Origin of the sequence: Sinorhizobium medicae (assembly GCF_007827695.1) — a bacterium.
In the GTDB taxonomy this organism is placed as follows: domain Bacteria; phylum Pseudomonadota; class Alphaproteobacteria; order Rhizobiales; family Rhizobiaceae; genus Sinorhizobium; species Sinorhizobium medicae.
Genome location: NZ_VITA01000016.1, coordinates 81,462 through 98,221, shown reverse-complemented (window position 1 = coordinate 98,221; position 16,760 = coordinate 81,462). Strand labels below are relative to the sequence as shown.

The 16,760-nt window shown below is 60.6% G+C and carries 18 protein-coding genes and 1 pseudogene; 8 read left to right on the top strand and 11 right to left on the bottom strand.

The features are described from left to right. Positions 1–133: 133 nt before the first annotated feature. The 3 genes from FB009_RS23950 to FB009_RS23940 are packed head-to-tail and all read right to left on the bottom strand — an operon-like array spanning position 134 to position 2,116. On the bottom strand, positions 134–1,237 hold the full coding sequence (locus FB009_RS23950) for a methylenetetrahydrofolate reductase (protein ID WP_011975921.1): 1,104 nt from the start codon (positions 1,235–1,237) through the stop codon (positions 134–136). Then, positions 1,234–1,821 (bottom strand): methylenetetrahydrofolate reductase C-terminal domain-containing protein, encoded by a 588-nt coding sequence (locus FB009_RS23945; protein WP_011975920.1) that lies wholly within the window; start codon positions 1,819–1,821, stop codon positions 1,234–1,236. Before FB009_RS23945 ends, FB009_RS23950 begins: the two co-directional genes overlap by 4 nt. Beyond that, positions 1,814–2,116 carry a virulence factor gene (locus tag FB009_RS23940; protein WP_011975919.1) on the bottom strand — a complete coding sequence of 101 codons (303 nt, stop codon included), beginning with the start codon at positions 2,114–2,116 and terminating at the stop codon, positions 1,814–1,816. The genes FB009_RS23945 and FB009_RS23940 overlap by 8 nt, the downstream gene beginning before the upstream one ends. A 398-nt stretch (positions 2,117–2,514) precedes the next feature. On the opposite strand from FB009_RS23940, the gene FB009_RS23935 reads away from it, so the two are divergent. After that, positions 2,515–2,985: a BA14K family protein gene (locus FB009_RS23935; protein WP_011975918.1), complete on the top strand. Its 471-nt coding sequence runs from the start codon at positions 2,515–2,517 to the stop codon at positions 2,983–2,985. Between the two features lie 68 nt (positions 2,986–3,053). Here FB009_RS23935 and FB009_RS23930 read toward each other — a convergent pair whose 3' ends face one another. Then, positions 3,054–3,233, bottom strand: a complete 180-nt coding sequence (locus tag FB009_RS23930; protein WP_011975917.1) for a membrane protein — start codon at positions 3,231–3,233, stop codon at positions 3,054–3,056. A 246-nt stretch (positions 3,234–3,479) separates the two neighbouring features. On the opposite strand from FB009_RS23930, the gene FB009_RS23925 reads away from it, so the two are divergent. Further along, positions 3,480–3,632 carry an entericidin gene (locus FB009_RS23925; protein ID WP_011975916.1) on the top strand — a complete coding sequence of 51 codons (153 nt, stop codon included), beginning with the start codon at positions 3,480–3,482 and terminating at the stop codon, positions 3,630–3,632. A gap of 20 nt (positions 3,633–3,652) precedes the next feature. Here the strand turns inward: FB009_RS23925 and FB009_RS23920 are convergent, their stop codons facing one another. Continuing rightward, positions 3,653–4,273 carry a DUF1638 domain-containing protein gene (locus FB009_RS23920; RefSeq protein WP_018208193.1) on the bottom strand — a complete coding sequence of 207 codons (621 nt, stop codon included), beginning with the start codon at positions 4,271–4,273 and terminating at the stop codon, positions 3,653–3,655. Positions 4,274–4,312: 39 nt separating this feature from the next. Between FB009_RS23920 and FB009_RS23915 the strand changes: the two genes are divergently transcribed. Then, positions 4,313–4,471 (top strand): entericidin domain-containing protein, encoded by a 159-nt coding sequence (locus FB009_RS23915; protein ID WP_018208194.1) that lies wholly within the window; start codon positions 4,313–4,315, stop codon positions 4,469–4,471. 106 nt (positions 4,472–4,577) lie between these two features. Here the strand turns inward: FB009_RS23915 and FB009_RS23910 are convergent, their stop codons facing one another. Next, entirely contained in the window at positions 4,578–5,276 is a 699-nt protein-coding gene (locus FB009_RS23910) for a corrinoid protein (RefSeq protein WP_011975914.1), read from the bottom strand. 525 nt (positions 5,277–5,801) lie between these two features. Here FB009_RS23910 and FB009_RS23905 point away from each other — a divergent pair. From FB009_RS23905 to FB009_RS23890, 4 genes are all read left to right on the top strand, one after another. Next, complete coding sequence (locus FB009_RS23905) at positions 5,802–7,373, top strand: trimethylamine methyltransferase family protein (protein WP_011975913.1); 1,572 nt, start codon at positions 5,802–5,804, stop codon at positions 7,371–7,373. 107 nt (positions 7,374–7,480) lie between these two features. Further along, positions 7,481–8,185 (top strand): 4Fe-4S dicluster domain-containing protein, encoded by a 705-nt coding sequence (locus tag FB009_RS23900; RefSeq protein ID WP_011975912.1) that lies wholly within the window; start codon positions 7,481–7,483, stop codon positions 8,183–8,185. Positions 8,186–8,265: 80 nt separating this feature from the next. Continuing rightward, positions 8,266–9,018, top strand: coding sequence for a phosphodiester glycosidase family protein (locus FB009_RS23895; RefSeq protein WP_011975911.1), 753 nt, complete (start codon positions 8,266–8,268; stop codon positions 9,016–9,018). A gap of 154 nt (positions 9,019–9,172) precedes the next feature. After that, entirely contained in the window at positions 9,173–11,224 is a 2,052-nt protein-coding gene (locus FB009_RS23890; RefSeq protein WP_011975910.1) for an acyltransferase family protein, read from the top strand. A gap of 42 nt (positions 11,225–11,266) precedes the next feature. On the opposite strand, the gene bmt is transcribed toward FB009_RS23890, so the two are convergent. Together bmt and FB009_RS23880 are read right to left on the bottom strand one after the other, a co-directional pair. Next, positions 11,267–12,280, bottom strand: coding sequence for a betaine--homocysteine S-methyltransferase (gene bmt / locus FB009_RS23885; protein WP_011975909.1), 1,014 nt, complete (start codon positions 12,278–12,280; stop codon positions 11,267–11,269). Between the two features lie 75 nt (positions 12,281–12,355). Next, positions 12,356–13,238 (bottom strand): annotated as a pseudogene (locus FB009_RS23880) (LysR substrate-binding domain-containing protein). Positions 13,239–13,340: 102 nt separating this feature from the next. Between FB009_RS23880 and FB009_RS23875 the strand changes: the two are divergent. Further along, a complete protein-coding gene (locus tag FB009_RS23875; RefSeq protein WP_011975907.1) occupies positions 13,341–13,748 on the top strand; it encodes a tautomerase family protein in 408 nt (135 codons plus the stop codon). Between the two features lie 64 nt (positions 13,749–13,812). Here FB009_RS23875 and FB009_RS23870 read toward each other — a convergent pair whose 3' ends face one another. The 3 genes from FB009_RS23870 to FB009_RS23860 form a co-directional block, all read right to left on the bottom strand. Continuing rightward, on the bottom strand, positions 13,813–14,859 hold the full coding sequence (locus FB009_RS23870) for a quaternary amine ABC transporter ATP-binding protein (RefSeq protein ID WP_011975906.1): 1,047 nt from the start codon (positions 14,857–14,859) through the stop codon (positions 13,813–13,815). Positions 14,860–15,030: 171 nt separating this feature from the next. Beyond that, the gene (locus FB009_RS23865; protein ID WP_102045527.1) at positions 15,031–16,029 is read right to left on the bottom strand and encodes an ABC transporter substrate-binding protein; all 999 of its coding nucleotides are present in this window, start codon (positions 16,027–16,029) and stop codon (positions 15,031–15,033) included. 450 nt (positions 16,030–16,479) lie between these two features. After that, positions 16,480–16,623, bottom strand: coding sequence for a hypothetical protein (locus FB009_RS23860; protein WP_011975904.1), 144 nt, complete (start codon positions 16,621–16,623; stop codon positions 16,480–16,482). Between the last annotated feature and the right edge of the window lie 137 nt (positions 16,624–16,760).

Here is a 16,760-nt window from a genome sequence, read left to right as displayed (position 1 = left end):
GATCCTCGAGCGATGGCCTTCATGAAATGGCCGTTCGTGTTTTTGTAGCGTGCCGGACGGTCCGAGCACTTTGACCTGCTGCATGCTTCCTTACCGCATTGGATGAAAGGAAACATGCAGTAAAGCCGCTGGTTCACTGCTTTGTCTCATGCGGGTGGTGCGCGGCGGCCTCGGCCATCTGCTGCTGGTTTTCCTCCCTGCCTTCGCGAATATGCTCCAGCCGTTCGGCAACCATCGCATCGGTCGGCGCGGCTTCGCGCTTCCACGGCTTGCGGCCCCTCAGGACGCCTGATTCATGTACGATTTCCGCGACATACTCCTCCTGGCGGTACGCCATGACATGGACGCCTGAGACACCCTCGATCTCCTTCACCTCGTTCATGACGTCGATGCAGAGCTGCTTGCCTTCCTTCTTCTGATCCTGGGCGCCCTCGAGCCGCCTGATAATGCCATCCGGAATGTGGATGCCAGGAACATTGGATCGGATCCAGCGGGCAGTCTTGGCGGAAGCCAACGGCCCGACGCCCACCAGGATGAAGCACTTCTCGTGCAAACCGAGGTCGCGCACCTTTTTCATATATTCGCGGAACATCGGAACGTCGAAGCAATACTGGCTCTGGACGAATTGAGCGCCGGCTTCGATCTTCTTGGCGAGGCGGTAGGGGCGGAAATCGTAGGGAGGGGCGAAAGGGTTGATTGCCGCTCCAAGAAATACGTGGGGCGGCGTCGATAGCTTGCGGCCCGAAAGAAACTTGGAATTGTCGCGCATGATGCGCACCGTCTCGAGCAGGGACATGCAGTCCAGATCGAAGACGGGCTTGGCCCCGGGCTGGTCGCCGGCCTGTACGCCGTCGCCCGTCAAGCACATGATGTTCTGGACGCCCATGGCCGAGGCGCCGAGAACGTCGCCCTGAATGGCGATGCGATTTCTGTCCCGGCAGGCGATCTGCATGATCGGCGCATAGCCCATGCGCGTCAGCAGCGCGCAGATACCGACGGAAGACATATGGCAATTGGCGCCCGAGGCGTCGACTGCGTTGATGCCGTCAACCCACCCGTCGAAGATCGCCGCGCGCTCGTAGACGTCATGCGGATTGGCGCTGTCCGGCGGGTTGAGCTCGGCGGTCACGGCGAATTCACCGCGACGCAGAACGCGCTCCAGCCGCCCGCGCGAAGAATGGCCGGGGAGCGGGTCGAGCGGGGCGCCCGGATCGTAAGGATTGATATCCGGGCTCATAGCTGCTGGCCCTCCGATTTCGCTGCTTCGCGGGCGGCCGCGGCTTCGGCCGTCACCCGCAACCAGGAAGAGGTCTCGCGCAGCGACTGATTGACCGGCTGCTGCACCCTCATGATTGCGTCGCCCTTCACCATGTTCTGCGAACCCTTCCAGGCCTGCACCCAGACGCAGGGCATGTCCGGCTCGACCTCGCAATTGCCGTTTGCGCGCACGCCGCCGCAGGGTCCGTTCCTGAGCTGCTTCGGACAGTTCATTGGGCAGGACATGCCGGTCGATGACAGAGCGCATTGACCGCACATGCGACAGTCGAAGAGGAAGCCCTTGACGTGACGCTCGACGAAGGTCACTGGCCTTTCAACCCTGTTATAACCAATTGCGTTCCACAGCGGATGCAGCAGTAGGAACAGGTCAGCGAAGCGGTTGTAAAACCATTCCAAGAAACGCGAATTGCGCACGGCCCAAAGGCGCACCGTGTATTTGTGGCGCGAGCGCCGGCTGGGGGACACGCCCTGTGGCGTATAGGCGCCGGTTGCCGCCTTCTTGGCCGACTGGGCGTTGCCCGTTACGACCTTCGGGTCAGGCATTGTCGCGGCCCCCGGCCTTAACAAGTGCGACGAGGCGCTCCCGATCAAAGGCGGCCTCCAGTTCGGCCGCCGCCTTGTCCGCTTCGGCCTCGAGGTCGTCGGAGACCGAAACGGGATCCCCCTTGCGCCATTCGGCAAGGTAGTCGTCGGTTTCGGCGGCGCCAGTGCGCATGGCGCACATGTCGATTGCCTCCGTGAAGCGCAGCGATAGCTCGCGTTTCGCGCTCTTGCGGCCCTGTTTGATGATGACTTGCGCGGGGATATCGCGCCAGTAGACGATAATGCGGTCTGCCATCGGATCCTGTTCTCCTATAGGGCGACAATGCGCATGTCCACGCGCCGTGGCTCACCTTGCCACGACGTCCGATATGTCCAAAAACGACGCTGCACCGCCGTCTGTGAGAAGCTTGCGTTCCCGGAGCAACAGGTGCCCTTTGCCAAGGCGAAAACCTTCCCGTCATCACCATGAAACAGAGGCAGGTAATGTGCGAACCGGATCGATCAGGCTCTTTAAGAATATCATCAACTTGGCATTCACGGCGCGTTCACCTGGCTGGCGGCAAAAGCTGCACCTGAAGCGCGTCGCATTCGATCCAATTCACGCCACGCGCTTTCAGATGTTGTTCGTGCATGTCGTTTTCTCAAATCGCACATTCGGGCGACATGCGGTATTCGAAGCATATAGGTGTGGTGATGAAGAAGATTGGGATACTGTTCCTGGCGGCCCTGACGGCTTTCACCGGCAATGTGCCTGCTGAGGCTATGCCCGTCATTTCCGCTCGGGTCTCGCAGGAAAGCGACGTGAAGCTGGTCGATCACCGGGGCTGGCGCGGTCACGGACACCGCCCACGCCACGGCTGGCGCCGTCACGGCCATCGTCATGGATGGCACAATGGCCATCGCGGCTACAACTACCACCGGCACGGCTACCGCAGGCACAGCGACGGCTGGTGGTATCCTCTGGCCGCTTTCGGAGCCGGGATGATCATCGGTGGCGCCATCGCTCAGCCGCCCCGTTATGCCGAGCCGCGTTACGCGGTGCCCGCACTGCCGGCAAGTCATGTCAACTGGTGCTATGGCCGCTATCGCTCGTACCGGGCTGCGGACAATTCCTACCAGCCCTATAACGGCCCCAGGCAGCAGTGCTATTCGCCATATTCCTGAGACCGCGGGGGGCCGTCTCCACAACGACGAATGAGCCGGCTCGCCAACTCGGTTTGCGGCGGGCCGGCTCAGTAACCGGAGCTGCTACCACCGGAACTTCCCATTCCACCGCTGCCGGCGCCTGCTGCTGCGCTGGTACCGCCACTTTGCTGAGGACTGTTGGTCGTGCGGGCGGACTGGCTGCTCATGCACCCCGCGAGGGCCAACAGGGCGAGCGCGGCTGCGAGGATCGATGGTCTGGCGATCATGACGTTCTCCAATCCCCGGATTGGATATAAGGGAAATCTAATACTCTCTCATGATTCAGCCGAAGACAAGCTTGCTTACCGCTCTTGATTTCCCGCAAGCGTGCATCATCTTCCCTGCTGCATGTTTCCTTTAATCGGATCCGACTGAAGGATAAAACATGCGCAAATCAAAGTGCTGCAGCGACCTTTGTGCGTCTGATAAGACGCACGGCGCTGTAGGATCGCCGGTCTGTTGCCGAGGTCGTCATGCCGAACACTGTGATTGCAAGTCTATGCATAGTGCTGATCGTCGCCTCCTCCTGCGCCAACACGGCACACGGATTCAGGGAAGACAGCGCGCAGACCGGCCATGCCGTCGACCGTGCGACCCACCGGGTGCTGGGCGCGGGGGCGCAATAGCCGGCAAATCAACATGCCTATCAGACGGCGAGCAGCGACTCGGTGAGGTCGCCATAGCCGGTGTAGCGGTACTCGTATTCGAGCCCGAGAGTATCGGCTGCGCGCCGGGCCTTCTCCTGCAATGCCTTGTCCTCCTGTTGGGAGAGATAGACGAGCTTGCGATAGTGGCCGAAATACATGTCGCGCAATTCCGGATGCCGGTCGAGACCGAGCGGTTCGATAACGAAGGCCTCGAACTGGCGGGCGAGAAAGTCTGTCAGGAAGAAGGCGGTGATATCCTCGTCCCATCGCGCGGCGAAGTCCGCGTTTCCTGCAAAGAAGGAATAGCAATGCGGACCCGGGATTCGTGTCACCCCTTCCTCTTCACAGAGCCGGTCGATCAGCCCGCCGGTGCCGCAATCGGCATAGGCGAGAAAGATGTGCTCGAAGCCGCTCGCCCGCGCCTTGACGATACCCTCTCGCAACCCGGGTGTGATTTTCTCCGGCGTATTGTGCCAGATGGCGGGCAGACAGCTAAGCTCGATGTGCTCCAGCCCGTTGGCCTCGCAGACGGCAAGGATCTCGCGCGCAATCGCACCGCAAGCTATAACATGAACTTTCTTCGGTTGTGCACGTTCTCTTGCCGACATTGCACTTTCCATCTTAACTCCGCCTTGTATCAACACAAAGGAATCATGGTCATGACGACAAAATCCATTGCGACGATCGGAGCCGTTCTGATAGCGCTGGCAACCCTGAGTTCCTGCGCAAACACGATCCGCGGTGCGGGGCAGGATACTGCAAATGCAGTAAATGCGACACAGGGAGCCGGCAATCGGGTTGCGAGGGCCGCCAACTGACGGTGGCGCGATAGAGCCGCCGCGTTCACGCTCTCCTCGTCGCTAAAAACAGAAAAGCCGGCTGCTCGTTTCACACGAGCAGCCGGCTTTTTCATGTCGAATCGTCTCAGCCGGCTGCAAGCTGGTTGTGCTTACGCTTCATGTAGTCCTTGGCGGTCTCGACTGCGACTGCGGCATCGCGGCAATAGGCGTCAGCGCCGACGGCCTTGCCGAACTCCTCATTGAGCGGTGCACCGCCCACGAGGACGACGTATTCGTCGCGCAACCCCTTCTCTTTCATCGTGTCGATAACGACCTTCATATAGGGCATGGTGGTCGTGAGCAGTGCCGACATGCCGAGGATGTCGGGCTTCTCACGCTCGAGCGCTTCGAGGTAGTTTTCAACCGGGTTGTTGATACCGAGGTCGACGACATCGAAGCCGGCGCCTTCCATCATCATGCCGACGAGGTTCTTGCCGATGTCGTGGATGTCGCCCTTGACCGTACCGATAACCATCTTTCCGAGCTTCGGCGCTCCAGTCTCGACGAGAAGCGGGCGCAGGATGAACATACCGGCCTTCATCGCATTGGCGGAAAGCAGCACTTCCGGAACAAAGAGAATGCCGTCGCGGAAATCTATCCCGACGATGCGCATGCCTTCGACCAGGGCTTGGGTCAGGACGTCGTATGGCGTCCAGCCACGCTTGAGGAGGATTCGCGTCGCTTCCTCGATTTCCTCTTTGAGACCGTCATAAAGGTCGTCATGCATCTGCTGCACGAGTTCCTCATCGGAAAGGTCCTCGAGAATGATTTCATCGTCTGCCATAGTTGGGTTCCTCGGTTCCTGGCACAGTCATTTCGCACGGGTGGCACGAGAGAGGTCGCAATCCGGACGCGTTCCCCAATCCTTAGCGGGCTACACCTAATAATCTCTTGTTGAAAGCGACGTCGCATATGATGAAAAACGACGGCGCCCGACGTAAGTGCTGCCACAAGGTGATCACAAGGAATCATTCCGCGATCCGGAAACTGTCGCGCCGTAAAATTATGCAGGTCTTCAAGGCGTTAGAGTGGCGCTTATGCGGTCCTTCCTGCAGCATCCGAAAGAAGCGTGCCCAAGACATCGCAGGGAGCAACGACCGAAGATTGAGTGTCTAAGATGCGCCAACCGTTGGCGCATTAAGACCCGTACCGGCCCGGCGCCTTGGTAGCATTAGGCTAAATCGATTATCGGATGCATATGCCCGCCGCTGGATTTGACCTCGCGAAAGGGGTATGCGCCCACCCATCAAAGTGTTGCGGCGTTCATCGCGCATGATGCGCGGGGTGCCGCGGGAAGAGGAATGAGCGAATGAGCGACGTTACAGTACAAGGTGCCGAAGGCGGCGGACGCCGCGCGCGTGGCGAAGGACGGGGAGCAGCGGCGCGTCGCGCGTCTCGTACCGGCGGCGGCCCGGGACCGTCTCTGCCCTATATCCAGCGCAGGATTCGCGAATACGAAGTGCTCGATGAGGAGGGGCTGCAGCTCATCGAACGCAATGCGGACGTCGTGCTCGAGGAGATCGGCATCGAGTTTCGCGACGACGCGGAAGCGCTCGACCTCTGGAAGGCGGCTGGAGCCGACGTTCGCGGCCAACGCGTGCATTTTCCCAAGGGCCTTTGCCGCGAGCTCCTGAAGTCGGCGCCGAAGGAATTCACCTGGCATGCGCGCAATCCCGAGCGCAGCGTTCAGATCGGCGGCAAGTCGACCGTCTTTGCGCCGGTATACGGTCCGCCCTTCGTGCGCGACCTCGACGGCAACCGCCGCTATGCGACGATCGAAGACTTCCGGAATTTCGTGAAGCTCGCCTATATGGCGCCGTCGATGCACTCTTCCGGCGGTACTGTTTGTGAGCCGGTCGATGTCGCCGTCAACAAGCGTCATCTCGACATGGTCTACAGTCATATTCGCTATTCCGACAAACCCTTCATGGGATCGGTCACCGCGCCCGAGCGCGCCGAAGACACCGTCGCAATGGCAAAGATTCTGTTCGGAGACGATTTCGTCGAGAACAATGCCGTGACTTTGAACCTCATCAACGCCAACTCGCCGATGGTCTTCGATGAGACGATGCTCGGTGCCGCGAAGGTCTATGCTCGCCATAACCAGGCTTGCGTCGTTTCGCCCTTCATTCTGTCGGGGGCCATGAGTCCGGTCACGGTTGCGGGCACGCTGACGCAGATCCTGGCCGAAGTGCTTGCGGGCGCTGCCTTTACCCAGCTCATCCGCAAGGGTGCGCCGGTGCTGTTCGGCACCTTCGCCGCGTCGATCTCGATGCAGTCGGGCGCGCCGACCTTCGGCACTCCGGAGCCGTCGCTCGTTTCCTATGGCGCCGCTCAGCTTGCCCGCCGTCTCGGCCTGCCGTTCCGTACCGGCGGTTCGCTCTGCGGTTCGAAAGTTCCGGACGCCCAGGCTGCGCATGAATCGGCCAATACGCTGAACATGACGCTGCTTGCCGGCACCAACTTCGTGCTGCATGCGGCCGGCTGGCTCGAGGGCGGTCTCGTCTCGTCCTACGAGAAGTTCATGATCGATCAGGATCAGCTCGGCATGATGCAGAAGATGGCCGAGGGCGTTGACCTTTCCGAAAATGCTCAGGCGCTCGACGCAATCCGCGAAGTAGGCCCCGGCAGCCATTATCTCGGCTGCGCCCACACTCAGGCGAACTTCCAGAGCGCCTTCTATCGCTCGCAGCTCGCCGACAACAATTCCTTCGAGCAGTGGGAAATCGAGGGGGAAAAGCGGGTTGAACAGCGCGCCAATGCGCTCGCCCGCTCCTGGCTCGAGCAATACGAGGCGCCTTATCTCGATCCGGCGATCGACGACGCGCTGAAGGAATTCATCGCCAAGCGTAAGGACTCGATGCCGGACGCCTTCACCTGAAAGGCTCCCGAGCGAGCCAGGGAGCAAGGCGGCGCGGCGCAGGTGGCCGATATGATCCAGAAGGAGGTCTGGCGCCCGCATTACGAAACTCAAGGGCCGAAACCGAAATGACGGCTCCTTCCGCATCGACCAGCGATGTACTCGAAGCAATCCGTGCGGCGCTTGCGCCGCACGGTCTTTTTTTGCGCGGGACCGTGAATTTCGCGTCGCGGACGGCGGCACCGGCGCTCGAAGGCGGCAAACCGGCTGCAAGCGTGGTGCTGATCGGCAATCTCGGCGGCTCGAACTGGGAGCCCTTCAGTCACTGGCGCGAAGGCGAACCGGATGGCGGCGGGAAGGACCCGCTCGACACCTGGTCGAAACAGATCATCAGCCCGGTCGCGGCAGCAGCGCGCGCCACGGCCTGGTTTCCGTCCGATCCCCCTTGGCAGCCGTTCCAGCAGTGGGCGATGCGTGCCGAAGGGTTGAAGCCATCGCCGCTCGGCATTCTCATTCATCCTCGCTACGGGCTGTGGCACGGGTATCGCGGTGCGCTCGGCTTCGATCGAGAGATGCCGGTGACGGGCGAGACGGTAGTTGGGCACCCTTGCGAAACCTGCACGGAGAAGCCGTGCCTTTCAAGCTGCCCCCCGGATGCACTAGCGGGACGTATGTTCGATTACGGACGCTGCCGTGCGCATCTGAGAAGCGGGGAGGGCGAGGCAGGCTGCCTTGCTCACGGCTGCCTCTCCCGCAATGCCTGCCCGGTGGGGCGCGACTTTCGTTATGCGGTCCGGCAATTGCGTTTTCATATGGCGGCGCTCAAGCCGTGAACGGCAAGCGCGGGCGGGTCACATCAATCCGCCGCAATCCGAGCGATGCTGCACCAGGAGATTCCCTTCAGGTCTAGTCGATGCCACTGTTTTCAAGAGCTTTCATCGCTGGCGCCGCACTTCTGTCCGCCGGCATCGCTGCGCCCGCATCGGCTGCCTGCCGCGATGTCCGCCATCTCGGCGAAGCCTACATCGCGTGCTCGTTCGACCCTCAGACAAACGATTTACGGATCTACAACAAGGATCGGGCGGGGGTACCGTTCAGCTCATTCAGAGCCCTGTCGCTCGAACTCCGTCGTCGCGGCCAGTATCTCATCTTTGCGATGAACGGCGGGATGTACCAAGAAGACCTCTCTCCAGTCGGTCTGCATGTGGAGGAGGGCACGGAGCAGACGCCGCTTAACACAAATCCCGGTTGGGGCAATTTTCACATGCTGCCGAACGGCGTCTTTCATGTCGACGGCGGCAAGGCCGGTGTCATTGCGGCGGAGGCCTATCGGCTCGCGGGCATCAAGCCGCGTTTCGCCACGCAATCCGGCCCGATGCTCGTCGTCGACGGCGCGCTCCATCCGCGCTTCCTTCCGGATAGTGACAGCCTCAGGACACGCAACGGCGTCGGGGTCGCCACGAACGGCAAGGTGGTTTTCGCCGCGTCGAAACGGCCCGTACGCTTCCACGACTTCGCCACGCTGTTCCGCGATGCGCTCGATTGTCCCAATGCGCTCTTTCTGGACGGAACGATCTCGAGCCTCTACGCGCCTGAGATCAACCGTCACGACCGGCTTTTTCCGCTCGGGCCAATTATCGCGGTGGTTGCCGATTTTCCGCGGTGAGCTGACGAGCCCGAGTGCACAGGCGTTGGGGTGGTCGGTATGCGAAGGGTTTGATCCATCGAAAGTTGCGGTGCACTGACATCCGGCGGGGTGGTTTCGGGTGGCCGCTCGTGTTAACGACGCGCGACTTTTATGAAAGCTTCTGCCTCGCATTATGCATTACAGACCTGAAATCGACGGGCTTCGCGCAGTCGCTGTAATCCCCGTCCTGCTGTTTCACGCCGGTTTCGGCTTTATATCCGGTGGTTTCGCGGGGGTCGACGTTTTCTTCGTGATCAGCGGTTTCCTGATCACGGCCCTCATTCATCAGGAAATCCGCAGTGGCGCATTCAGCGTCATCGGATTTTATGAGCGTCGTGCCCGGCGGCTCGCGCCGGCTCTTCTGTTCGTCTGTATCGCCTGCATTCCCTTCGCGCTTATGTGGATGCTGCCGAAGGAATTGAACGAGTTCGGCAAGAGCCTTTATGCGGCGAATCTGTTCGCGGCCAATTTCTTCTTCTGGGACCAGACGAATTATTTCACGCCCGATACCGGCCTCATGCCGCTGCTGCACACCTGGTCTCTGGCGGTGGAGGAGCAGTTCTACGTCGTTTTCCCCTTGCTTTTGATTTCGCTGCGCCGCTTCACGGAGGCGGCCGCGCTCAGAGCCGTCGTCGCGGTGACTGTTCTGAGCTTCGGTGCGACCCAGCTCGTCGTGGGCATCGACCCGGCGGCAAACTTCTATCTCCTGCCCAGTCGCTTCTGGGAACTCGGCCTCGGTGCCGCTGTTGCCCTCTCGGGCATTGCGCATCGTGAGCTTTCCAGATCGCTGCGCGAGTGCTTCGCGTGCTTCGGGGTTTTCCTGATCGGCGCGAGCTATCTGTCAATTACCGAAGCGCAACATTATCCAGGCTGGGCGACTGTCCCGGTGGTCGCCGGTACGGCTTTGGTCATCGCTTTTGGCCGCAGAGACACGCTGATCGGCAAGTGCCTTTCAGTCCGCCCGCTCGTTGCGATCGGGCTCTGCAGTTACAGCCTATATCTCTGGCATCAGCCGGTATTCGCATTTGCGCGGATGCGCATGAACGACAGTTTGACGCCTGCCGGCTGCCTGGCACTGATCTCGCTCTGCTTCGGACTGGCCTATCTAAGCTGGCGATATGTCGAGAGGCCCTTTCGCAATCGTGCCCGTTTCAGCCGGACGGCGATATTCGCGACCGTCGCATCTATCGGCTCCATCACTGTTGCGGCTGGCCTCGTCCTGGACGGCAGCGACGGGCTTGCTGGACACAACGTCGAACTCGCCCGTCTGGCCAAGCCGAGCGTCGGCTTAAGCAAGGACTGCAATGCGGTAATCGACTTGAAGTGCAGCACAAGCAGCCAGCCGGTGATTGCCGTCTGGGGAGACTCCTTCGCCCGGCACCTCGTCGACGGGATCCTGGCCTCCGAACCAGAAGCCCGGCTCGTGCAACTGACGAACAATAATTGCGGTCCGCTCACCGGACTTGCCCCGATTCTCCCCAGGCTGGACCCCGCCTGGCCGCAGAAGTGCATCGGCCACAATAAGGAGGTGCAGCGCTTCCTTCTGGCGCACAGGTCAATCCGCTATGTCGTTCTGTCCTCGCCACTGAACCAGTATCTCGCGGAGAAAACGATGCTTCTCGAGGGCAGGGGAGCGGTGCAGTCGGACGCCTGGATTGTTGCCGACAGCTTTCGAGCAAGCCTTGCATGGTTGCGAAGCAATGGCTTTCGGCCAGTCGTCATCGCACCGCCACCACAGGACGGGCGCGACAGCGGCCTTTGCGTTGCGCGAGCGCGCCTGCTCGGCGCCTCTGCCGAAGGCTGCGGTGCATCGTTTGAAACCGTACGGATGCACGACCGAGACGTGCTCACTGTCCTGGCGGGCATCGCCCGGGACTATCCGGTCGTGAGCTTCAACGGTTATCTCTGCGATGACGGCCGCTGCAGGACCGAGGACAAAGGCGTGGCTATTTTCGAGGACCACGGGCATTTTTCAGACGAAGGCTCCCGCCACCTCGGCACCACGCTTGAATTTTACCAAGTGTTTGCCAGCGCAGCCGAATATGGCTGCACTGCGGAACGCGGTCGGCTCGGGGCGCCCATTCGCGGGATATGCAATCCTGCCGAGGACACCATTATGGTGAGTGCCAGCGCAAACGACGTTTTCCCAGCACGTTCACGCACTGGCGTTGAACGCGCGCAATAGGAGAGCTACGGCTTTATTGCCGGAGCTCCTGCCAGCAGTGATTTATGCGCGCCGGCGGCGCTCGCGAGCGGGGGCGGCGGGGCCTTCATTTGCAGACTTGTTGCGCAACGGACCGATTTTCTCGACGATCGTCTCGAGTGTCGGGCGCTCACCTTTGATGTGATTGTCGATCGCGAGACGCATTGCGGCCAAATGGTTGCAGGAGGTGCCGCAACAGCCGCCGATGATCCTGGCGCCGGCGTCCATGGCCAACCGCGCATATTCCGCCATCAGCGGCGGCGTGCCCGAATAGTGGATCTCGGAGCCGCGGAACTCGGGAATTCCACAATTGCCTTTGACGACGATCGTTGCATCCGGGCTTTCGGCCGTCATGTCGAGGAGGGACGAGAGGATATCCGACGCCCCGACGCCGCAGTTGGCGCCGACGGCGACCGGGCCTTCGCCGATGTCGGCGGCGACGCCGTGAATGTCCTTCGGGTGCAGGCCCATCATCGTTTTGCCGGCAGTGTCGAAGGAACCGGTGTAGACATAGGGAAGGCCGACCTTCACGGCCGCTTCGGCGGCTGCGCGGATTTCGTCCGCAGAAGACATGGTTTCGATCCAGGCAACTTCCGCACCGCCGGCCTTCAGCCCCTCGATCTGTTCCACAAAGGCTGCGACGGCGTCCTCATAGGAGAGTGCGCCGAGCGGAATCAGCAGTTCGCCGGTCGGGCCGACCGAGCCAGCCGTAATGACCTTTCGCGGCGCTTTGTCAGCGACTGCGCGCGCGATTTCCGCAGCGCGCTTGTTGAGCTGATGGACCCGGTCTTCGGCCTGATGAAGCTTCAACCGGTGGCGCGTGCCACCAAAGGAATTGGTAAGAATGATGTCCGCGCCCGCATCTACGAAGTCCTGATGCAGCTTGGTTATGTTTTCCGGTTTCGTCTCGTTCCAGATCTCCGGTGCTTCGCCCGCTTCGAGCCCCATGGCGAAGAGCGATGTGCCGGTAGCACCATCGGCAAGCAGGACACCCTTCTGGGCGAGGAGGTCGGCAAGAGCATGCGGTGCAACGGACATCGGTTTTTCCCGGCTGAATGGAACTGTAACAGGATATAAAGATATCTTTATGTGTTGGCAACAGAATTGCGCGCATCAGGCTGAAATGCGTTCTGGCCTCTGAGCCCAGTCTTGTCGCAGTTCGTCCGCCAGAAGGGCGGCAAGATCGGCTGCCGGCTCCTCCGCACGGGTGCGCAGGCGCAGGCTGAACTCGGCCGGCGGCAGCGACGGCAGGGCGAGGTGCTCAGGAGCGCGCCCGATTCCGGCACTGAGAAACAGTTCCGTCCGGGTGGTGACGGCGATGCTGCTCAGGACCGCTGCGCGCAGACCTGACAGGCTGGGACTCGTTGCCGCGATTCGAAAGCGACGGCCGGTGGCTTCGAGGACGGATATGGCGGCCGTGCGGAAGCCGCAGGGCGCGTCGAGGACTGCTAGCGGCACTTCATCCGTGTCCGTTACCAAGCCCCTGTCGGAGCAAAGCCAAAGCATCTGTTCTCGGAGGACGATCAACTCGTCTGCGGCAGCAGACTGCCGCATGGCGAGAAGAATGTCGATCTGGCCCTGATCGAAGGCGATCGTCAGTTCCTTCGATCGGCCGATTCTCAAGTCCAGGCGAACGCGCGGATGAGAGCGCGCAAAGAGGCGCAGCAATCCGGGCAGCATCGTATCGGCGAAGTCCTGAGTGCTGCCGAGGACAATTCGTCCATCGGCGCGCGCGCCCCTGAGGCTGAGCCACGCGTCACGATGCGCATCGAGAATGCGCCGGGCGTGCGGCGGCGAGCTCCTCGCCGATGGGCGTAAGCACCCGGCCGCGGCCGGCGGGTGCAAGAATCCGCTCACCGATCAGAGCTTCCAATCGCTGCATCTGCGCCGTTACGGCAGAGGGTGTTCGGTTGACGACTATCGCGGCTCTCGCAAGTGAGCCTCCTTCGGCGAACGCCAGAAAGGTACGCAAAAGGTCAGGATCGATTGGCCTCATAATTCAATGTTGCAAAAGTATCGCTGAAAAACAATTCAATTTTCTTGATGTGAATGAAGTGACAATTTCCGGGGGTGGCAATTTCAAAAAGAGGAGCCTCTGATGCCCATCATCAATATCAGCATTGCCGGAGAACCCGATCCGGAACGTTCCACGAAAATAGCGGCAAGGCTAAGCGAGCTTACGCAATCGCATCTCCGTAAGGACCCGTCGGTAACGGCTATCATAGTCACCTATGTCGATCCGCGGCATTGGTTCGCCGGCGGCAAATCGATCGCATCGCAGCAGCTCGACAGTTTCTGGCTCGATATCAAGGTCGTCGACGGCACCAATACGAAACAGGAACTCGCCGGATATATCGAGGCGACCTTCGGTGCCTTCGAGGAATTTCTCGGAAAGCTCCATCCGGAAAGTTACGTACTCGTGCATGAAGTACCCGCCGCGGCTTACGGCTATGGAGGCAAGACTCAGGAGTTTCGCTACATCAGCGGCAGACTGGCCGCTTCGTGAGCCGGAAAAAGCAAAGGGCACCTCGCGAGGGTGCCCCTTGCATGTGCGTTCTGTCGGAATGACATCAAGCCGCCTGCAGATCAGTATGCTTTACCGGCGTCACCATGGCGGAAATGATCATCTGCAGGTCGATCGCGCCGATCGGTCGCCCGTTGGCGTCAACGACATGCGCGTTGCTGATGTGGGCACCGGTCATCGTGCGTGCAGCGGTTTCGAGCACGGTGCCTGCGGCGAGCGACAGACCTTCCGGATTGCCGGAGAGCGGTCGCATGATTGTCTCGACATTGATAACCCGCCCGCGATTCACTTCTTGTACGAAGGCTGTGATGTAGTCATCAGCCGGCGACAGGACGATCTCCTGACCCGTTCCCTGCTGCACGACGTGCCCGTCGCGCAGGATCGCGATCTTGTCGCCGAGCCTCAGGGCCTCGTCGAGATCGTGGGTGATGAAGACCACGGTTTTCTTCAGTTCCTTTTGCAATTCGAGCAGCACGGACTGCATATCGACGCGGATCAGCGGATCGAGTGCCGAATAGGCCTCGTCCATCAGCAGGATGTCGGCGTCGTTTGTCAGCGCGCGGGCAAGGCCGACGCGCTGCTGCATACCGCCGGAAAGCTGGTTCGGATAATGCTTCTCGAAACCCTGAAGGCCGACGCGATCGATCCACCCAAGCGCACGCTTTTCGCTTTCGCGCCGGTCAATACCCTGGATTTCCAGGCCGTAGATTGTGTTTTCGAGAACGGTGCGGTGCGGCAGCAGCGCAAATTTCTGGAATACCATGGCCGTCTTGTGGCGGCGGAACGAGCGAAGGTCGTTCTCGTTCATCTTGCAGACGTCCACGCCGTCGTAGAGGACCTCTCCGGCGGTCGGATCGATCAGCCGGTTTATGTGTCGGATCAGCGTCGATTTGCCGGAACCGGACAGGCCCATCACGACCGTTATGCAACCGCCGGGCATGGAGATGTTGATATCCTGCAGCCCGAGCACGTGACCATGTTTTTCGTTGAGTTCGGCCTTGCCCATCCCCTTCTCGACGAGTTTAACGTAATCCTCGCCGCGGGGGCCGAAAATCTTGTAGAGGTTTTTCACCTCGATTGCGTGACTTGCCATGAACGAATTTTCCCCTTCTTGGCTCGGAGCTTTCTTCGGCGACTGTACTTTTCGGCTCCTTGCATTGGAACTGTGACAGCGGAATGTTTCGGCCGCTGTACTGTTTGCGACGCCGGGGCCGGTCCTGCGTCGCGCATCGGCAGCTGCATCCTCAGAGCGGATGAGAAATCTTCAGAGCGCCGCCTTCACTTTTTCGGCGACTTCCGGACTCACCCACTGCGTCCATATCTCTTGAAAGTTTCCGAGGAAGTAGCGGGCCGCGTCTTCGTTCGTGGCCTGGTTCTGATCCATCCAGGCCAGAACCTTGTTGATCGTCGCGTTCTCCCATTGCCGCGCCCCGACATAATTCATGGCGCTACCTGCTCTGTCGGCAAAGGACCCGGTCACCACAGTGTAGACATCGGAGACCGGATAGGAGTTTACCTTCGGGGCGGGGCAGTCCGGAACGGCGGTGCAGGAGTCCCACTCCGCCTTGTCGTGATCGACGCCGAAGGACAACAACGTCATCTCGTATTTACCGAGCACTGCGGTGGGGGCCCAATAATAGCCGAGCCAGCCGGTCTTCTTCTCGAATGCTTCGGCGATAGAACCGTCGAGGCCGGCGGCCGAGCCTGGGTCGACAAGCTGGAAGCCGGCCTTATCCCCTTCGAGTGCCTTGTAGAGGTTGGCGGTGGAGAACCGGCAGTTCCAGCTCGATGGGCAATTATGGACTGCCCCCTTTGCGGGGTCGTCGGGTGAGGGAAAGAGTTCCGGGTGCTTCAAAGCGTCCTGCACCGTTCGGATCTTCGGGTGTGCGTCGGCGATGAACTTTGGAATCCACCAGCCTTCTACCCCGCCTTCGCTCAAGACCCTGGCGCCTTCGACGAGGCGACCCTCCTTGACTGCGGCGTCGAAAGGCGTCCGCACGGAGTTGATCCAGAGTTCCGGGACCAGGTCGGGCTCTGCCTTATCGTTCATCGAAGAGAATGTCGGCATAGTGTCGCCGGGGACCAGCTTGACGCTGCATCCATAGCCGTTTTCAAGGATGAGCCTGTCCACGCGAGCCGCAACGCCAGCCGAGGCCCAGTCCATCTCGGCAATAGTGACGTTTCCGCATTCGTCAGCTCCTAAGGAACCCGCCATAAGGCATATGCCCGCAGCGAGTAGGAGGGGAGCAAGGAGTTTCTTCATGTCCTTCGACACCTTCAGTCAGTGCGGCCACACGTGGGAGGCGCGCCGCCCAGCCGCTCCCGCGGTCTGACATGCCGGCCGGCCTCTTCCGTTCTCACTACGCCAAGCCTAAGTGTTCGGGGTGAGAAATCAACCTTTTCAATCGGGCGGGAGCAGCGGCGGCCTTTTCGTGATGAGCATGCGGCACAGCGCCGCCAGCAGCAAAATGGCGCAAATTCACCTTTGGTTAAGACCTCGCTAACGATCCGGTAAGGTTGTGGGGATAATTGTTGCCTGCGGCGGGAAACTGCCGCGGTCCGGATCAGGTAGTGCGTGCCGGACCCGATTTTACGCGGAACAAGCCTGCGGCCGCACCCTTCCGTTCGATCGGTTGGGTGCGGTTTTTTGCATTTCCCCGGGAAGAGAACGGTGGGAGGCCGCCCAGGGCGAATACGATTTCTTTGCTCCGCTCTATCCGATGTTGGTCGTGCGGATGAAGCCGAGCGGGCCGACCGGCGCTTCCGCGACCACATTGCGAACGCGGGATTGGCCTTCCGGCGCTCGGGAGTTCCAGGCGATCTGGACGAAGTTGGGTTTGCTGAAGATGAACAGCATGGCTTGTTTACATTGGGAGACCCCGTAGTGTACGGAGTGGTTTCGATGGCGCGGATATAGGCTCCCGCAGGCTCGGCTTGAATGCCAGGCTCGGCACGGGACGTCGCAATTGAGCTAGTTCACGAGAAATCGTCGCA